The sequence below is a fragment of the Candidatus Viridilinea mediisalina genome (assembly GCF_002532535.1).
Lineage (GTDB): Bacteria > Chloroflexota > Chloroflexia > Chloroflexales > Chloroflexaceae > Viridilinea > Viridilinea mediisalina.
Map to the genome: position 1 here is coordinate 1 of NZ_NQWI01000190.1, position 5,968 is coordinate 5,968.

Below are 5,968 nucleotides of genomic sequence, written 5' to 3' on the forward strand. Positions count from 1 at the left end.
GCTGAGGTCTTTGGCAGCGATGGGAAGCCGACTAACGTCGGCACTACCTACGGCGCAAATAGGAACCTTCCTACGAACCTTCGCTCATGGTGGACAAGCAACGGGGCAATCAACAACATCTGCTTCCCTTACGCAATACACAGAGAAGGGTTTACTTTGCAGCGTTCTGCTTTACCATTTGGTAGATGGGGCGGATCTACCGGATTGGTGCTGGTGGGCATCATCTTGCTGCTGATGCTCAGCGCCTGTGCCAGCGAGCCGCAGCCACCCACGCCCGATCCCGCTCCGTCGGTAGCGACGCCCGCTCCGCCGCCGCCTGTGCCGACGCCGGTTGATCCTATTCCTACCAATACCCCGGCGCCGACCCTGCCACCTGGGGTGGTGGCGACGCCCACTCCGCCGCTGCGTGGTCAAACGCTGCAACTCTGGGTAGAGGCGGAAACGCCATTGGTGGATGAGTTGAGCCAGTTAGCTGATGAGTTTAGTGCAGCACACGGTACCAAGATAGAGGTACTACCACGCCCCCTCGATGGTCTCCGTCTCAGCCTAGCTACCGCCCAACTTGTGGATGATCCGCTGCCCCATCTGCTCTGGGCCAACCAGACCACCCTCGCTGGCCTGCTTGCCGATGGGCTGTTGCAGCCACTTCCTGCCGAACTCTTGCCTACCGATACCTTTCCCGCCCTGCTCACCGCTGCCCGTCTGGATGAGCAGATCTGGGGCTTGCCCACGGTAGCCCACAATAGCCTTGTGCTGCTCTACAACCGCGAGTTGAGCGAAGGCCCTGCGCCAAGCACCAGTGATCAACTGATTGTCCAGACACGCGCCGCCGCAACCCCCATGGTTGCTGGGCTAGTGATGGGTTGGAATGAAGCCTACTGGACTCTGCCTTGGCTCCATGCCTTTGGTGGTGCCCCCACCAGCCCCGATGGCCAGACCATCACCCTCGATACGCCTGCAATGACTCCAACGCTCAATCTGATGCGCGAGCTCTATGCGGCAGCCCCGCAGAATGGCGATGGCTATGCCCGTGGTCAGCGCCTGCTGGCCCAAGGCTACGCCGCCTTTGCGATTGACGGCGATTGGGCTTGGGGACAGTATGCTGCCATCAGCGACACGCTTGAACTAGGCGTTGCGCCCATGCCACGGGTACCCGCCACCGGGCTTCGGGCGCTCCCGCCGCTTGGCGGGAGTTACCTCATGCTCACCAGCGCCCTCACAGGCCCAGAGCAGCAACAGGCCCTCGCCTTTGCCGCCATGCTCGCCGAGCCGAGCGCCCAAGTCCGCCTAGCCCAAGCCAGTGGCCACCTTCCCGCCAGCGAGAGCGCCCTCGCACGTATTGATCTCAGCGCCGACCCTTATCTTCGCGCTGCCGCAACCCAGATCGCCAGCGCCCCCGGCCTGGCCCCCACCCAAGCCACCCACTGCGCCCTCTACGGCCTTGCCGTCTGGCTACCCAGCCTCTTCAGCGGGCGTCTCGCTCTCGACGAAGCCCCCGCAAGCATGCAGCGTAGCGCCGAAACATGCCTGCAACGTTAGCACTACTGGATACTGGATACTGGATACTGGATACTGGATACAGTGGAGCAGGTTACCAAGCAGTTCTACGCTGAGTTTACGCGCCAGCGCGAGACCTTTCAGGCATGTTTGCAGGGTATCCCGCTCGCAAGCGAGCAGCGTTGGTATGCCTCGGTGCTGCTCAATCGCCTGATGTTTATCTGTTTTGTTCAGGCGAAGGGCTTGCTCAACAACCAGAGCGATTATCTGCGCGAGCGCTTGGCTTGGTGCCAGACTCAGCTTGGTGCCGACCGCTACTATCGGGAGTTTCTCTGCGTCCTCTTCTTCGAGGGCTTTGCGCTTGAACCGGAACAGCGTAGCACGGCGACCCAGCAGAAGCTTGGGACGATCCCCTATCTCAATGGCGGCATCTTCTTGCCCCATCCCATTGAGGAGCGCTACGGCGCGGCGCTGCATATTCCCGACCAGGCGTTTACGCAGTTGTTCGCCTTCTTCAGTGATTGGCGCTGGCAGCTCAACGCGCTTCCGGGGACGAGCGAGCAAGAGATTATACCAATTACCCTTGAACATGCCGCATCATCAAGAACGCTAACACCCATTGGGACACCATGTTCGGCAATCTGCAATCTGCAATCTACAATCGTAAATGGTATTACCCCCGATGTGCTAGGCTACATCTTCGAGCAGTATATCAACCAGAAGCAGATGGGGGCCTACTACACCCGCGACGATATTACGGACTACATCTGCCGCAATACGATCATTCCGGCGCTCTGCGACAAGGCGGGCTTGACGCTGGCCCCGCTCAACCTGGCCCAGACGGTGACCCACTACCTCTACCCGGCCATGCGCCAGGAAGCGCCCTTGCCCACCGAGACAGAGCGCGAACTAGCGGTGCGGCGCGCCCGTGTGTCCACCATTGTTGCCGAGGCGCAGGCGGGCAACCTGGCCACGATCAACGACGCAGTGACGGCCAACCTCGATCTGGAAGCGCTACTTAGCGACCTCATTCCCCAGCTTGAGGCCCCCAAGCTCTACGCGCTCTACGCCGCGCTCGCTGGCGATCCAGAACGCGGCACACTGCCACTCAGCATCCTCGACCCAACCGTTGGCTCTGGCGCATTTCTCTTCGCGGCGCTGCGCATCCTCAAGCCGATCTACGAGGCGCTGCTTGAGCGTATGGAGGAGCTGGCTTCGACAGGCTCACCCAGCGACGCGGTGGCTGAGCTTGTCGAAGCCAAGCGGCGCGACCCAGAACTTTTCCGTGCGAACAAAACCTTTGCGCCCTCGCGCCTTGGCGTCAAAGAAGCCATGCGCTTCCGCAAGATACTCGCTGCCGCTGCCGCCCACCCCAACCGCGACTACTTCATCACCAAGAGCATCGTAGTACACAACCTCTACGGAGTTGACCTGATGGCCGAGGCGACGGAGATCTGCAAGTTGCGCCTCTTGCTGCGCATGGTGGCCGACCGCGACGATGCGGGTCAGATTGCGCCGCTGCCCGAACTTGACGGCAACATCCGAGTCGGTAATGCCCTGGTGGGTGCCATTCATAGCGCTGAGCTTGGACTGAAGCACCAAGCCCCCGAACCATTCCACTGGTGTAACGCCTTCGCCGAGATCATCGAGGCGGGCGGCTTTGATGTGATTGTAGGTAATCCGCCCTACATAGCCTACCGCAAGGTCAAGCAGGAGTATCAGGTCAGCGGCTACCAAACCGAGGCGAGCGGCAATCTCTATGCCTTCGTGATTGAACGGGCACTCAACCTGCTTGCCAAGCAGGGCCGATTTGGCATGATTGTACCGATTGCCTCGGTCTCAACTGATGGCATGAAAGCTTTGCAACAGCTGTATCAACGATACACCCAGTGGCACAGCCACTATGCGGTAAGGCCAGGAAAATTGTTTGCCGGTGTTGACATGAATTTAACCATAACATTGCTCCAGCATGTCAGATCACAAGCAAAGATTTACTGCACCACATATTACCGCTGGTTTAGTGGAAAGCATAGTGATCGGCCCGTGCTCTTTGAGAAGCTCAGTTATTGCCCCTGGGCAGGCATTTCGACTCATGCCAACCCCCTCCCTAAGCTTGGTTCTCCACAAGAAGTGCTGCTGCTTGAGAAGATGCACGCACATGGAAAAAAAGTAAAAGACTTTATCACCGCGCATGGCACCCCTATCTACTACCACTCAGGGGGGCGCTACTGGCGCAAGGCCCTGCTAGAGCAACGTTCATCGCACTACAAGCCCATCTATGTTCACGAGCAGCTTCGACCGGCGCTCTTTGCACTCCTGAACAGTCAGCTTTTTTATTGGTATTGGATTAGTAATTCAAATTGCATGGATGTTGTCTTACGCGAAGTTTTAGAATTACCCGTCTTTGATCTTGCGAAAGCAGACATGAACGTTTTTTCAGATCTCGAAACAAAACTCCTACGTGATTATGCGAACAATCAAACCAAAAGAACGAGACGCGGCGAAATTATCAACAGTGATGAAACAACCATTGACGCACGCAAATCCAAACCCATTCTCGACGAAATTGACCGGATGCTTGCGGCGCACTACGGCTTCACGGAGGAGGAGTTGGACTTCATCATCAACTACGACATCAAGTACCGCATGATGATGCGGCATAGTCAAGGGTAATTGGTAGCACATCGTGTACAATACGCTCATGCGCCTCTTTCGTAAAAAGCTTGACCTACAACGGGCGCAGGTGCGCCTGTTGGGGGTTGCTGACCTGAATACGGTCTCACGTTTGCTGCGGGATGCTCCGCGCCGCTACTATGGGCTGAGTAGTGGTGATCTCTTGGCGCTGCTGGAGGCGCATCAGGGGCTTGGGCTTGAGCTTGATCACACGCTCTGCGCGGTGGTTGTTGCCGGTTGGCCCTTTGGCACAACTTGCTGGCTACGTGCGCTTGCGCTGGCTGATGGGGTAGAATTAGAACGTGGGGTTGCGCTGCTGCTTGAGGGACTCGCCCCGATCCTGCATGCCCGTGGGGTACAGACGGTCTTCTATGCGGGCGATGAGGGCAGTGATAGTTGGCTGATCCCGCTGCTTAAGCACTTGGGCTTTACGCTCGAAACCGAGGTGCTGGTCTATGAGAAGCGACGCCTCGCGGCCCCCGCTCTTGGTGCTCAACATGTGCAAATTCGCCCCGCAACTTCCGTTGATCTTGCCGAGGTGTTGCGTTTAGACCAGCGCTGCTTTGAGCCGCAGTGGGTGAAGGATAGCCTGATTATCCGTGATGCGATCAGGCAAGGCCCCTATTTTATGCTGGCTGAACAGCATGAGACGTTAATTGGGTATGCCTATGCGACCACCCATTTCAATGGGCGCTTAGTGCATCTCGTGCGGATTGCGGTGGCCCCAGAACTCCGTGGTACTGGGGTTGGCGTGCGCCTCTTGGCCGATCTGGTAGACTACGCGGCGCGTCTGCCCGCCCATGTGATGACGCTGAATACCCAAGCCTATAACCTACGGGCGCAGCACCTCTATCGTTGGTTTGGTTTTCGTCCTACTGGTGAGGTGCAGCAGGTGTTGCGCTATACGATAGGCGAAAAAAGCTGAGAGAAACTTACCATGCCACCCCGAGCTGATCCGCGTGATTGGGACCGACTCTTTCGCTCTGGGGCTCCCCAGCGCGGGGGGCCGTTGCGTGCTTTGGTTAATGTGTTAATTGTTGGAACGATCTTTTTGCTGTTGGGCGGTGGGGCGATTTTTGCGTTTAGCTTCGGCATCGAAACGACGCGCATGAACAATGCCGCTACGGCGACCGCTGCGGTGACGGCTACGGCCCGCGCGATAGCAGCGGCCACGGCGAGTGTCGAGCAGACCGCGACGGCGGCGGCGCTCGCCCTTGCGACGCCCACGCCAGAGCCGACGCCGACGCTGGAGGCCCTTGGCATGGGGACGGTTCTCAACGGCGGGAATCTGCGTACCGAGCCGGTGATCGTGCCGGAGACGGTGATTGGCCAGATCTGCCCTGGCGATCAGTTTGCGTTCCTGGCGGAACAGGTTCTGCCTGATGGCGCACGCTGGCATCTGATTGCGATCACCGAGACAGCACTCGATTGTACGCCTGATCGCGTTCCTGTTGCGACGCAGGGCTGGGCGAGTGGGACGTTGCTCTCTTCGCCGTAGGCGGGAGGGATAGAGATTTTCACCACAGAGGCACAGAGATTTTCACCACAGAGGCACAGAGAACACAGAGGTATGAGGTATGATACCAATTACCCTTGAACATGCCGCATTATCAAGAACGCGAAAGCCCATTGGGACGCCATGTTCGGCAATCGGCAATCGGCAATCTACAATCGTAAATGGTATGAGGTGTCTCCTACCAAGGGATGGTTTCAGAAACAGCCTTTCAGCTTTACCGTCGTAGTGCCGACTTATGGTCTTCCAGAAATTAATCCGGTGTCGCGGCACGGACTAGACCTG

Annotated in this window: 4 protein-coding genes; all 4 read left to right on the forward strand. The window is 58.1% G+C overall.

Annotated elements, in window-relative coordinates:
* Positions 1-156 precede the first annotated feature (156 nt).
* Genes CJ255_RS20840 through CJ255_RS20860 form a run of 4 tightly spaced genes read left to right on the forward strand, consistent with a single transcriptional unit; the run spans position 157 to position 5,668 of the window.
* Complete coding sequence (locus CJ255_RS20840; RefSeq protein ID WP_124682038.1) at positions 157-1,539, forward strand: sugar ABC transporter substrate-binding protein; 1,383 nt, start codon at positions 157-159, stop codon at positions 1,537-1,539.
* 42 nt (positions 1,540-1,581) lie between these two features.
* Positions 1,582-4,170 (forward strand): Eco57I restriction-modification methylase domain-containing protein, encoded by a 2,589-nt coding sequence (locus CJ255_RS20850; protein WP_245863636.1) that lies wholly within the window; start codon positions 1,582-1,584, stop codon positions 4,168-4,170.
* A gap of 13 nt (positions 4,171-4,183) precedes the next feature.
* Entirely contained in the window at positions 4,184-5,095 is a 912-nt protein-coding gene (locus tag CJ255_RS20855; RefSeq protein ID WP_245863638.1) for a GNAT family N-acetyltransferase, read from the forward strand.
* A 12-nt stretch (positions 5,096-5,107) separates the two neighbouring features.
* On the forward strand, positions 5,108-5,668 hold the full coding sequence (locus CJ255_RS20860) for an SH3 domain-containing protein (RefSeq protein ID WP_097646007.1): 561 nt from the start codon (positions 5,108-5,110) through the stop codon (positions 5,666-5,668).
* The last annotated feature ends 300 nt before the right edge of the window (positions 5,669-5,968 follow it).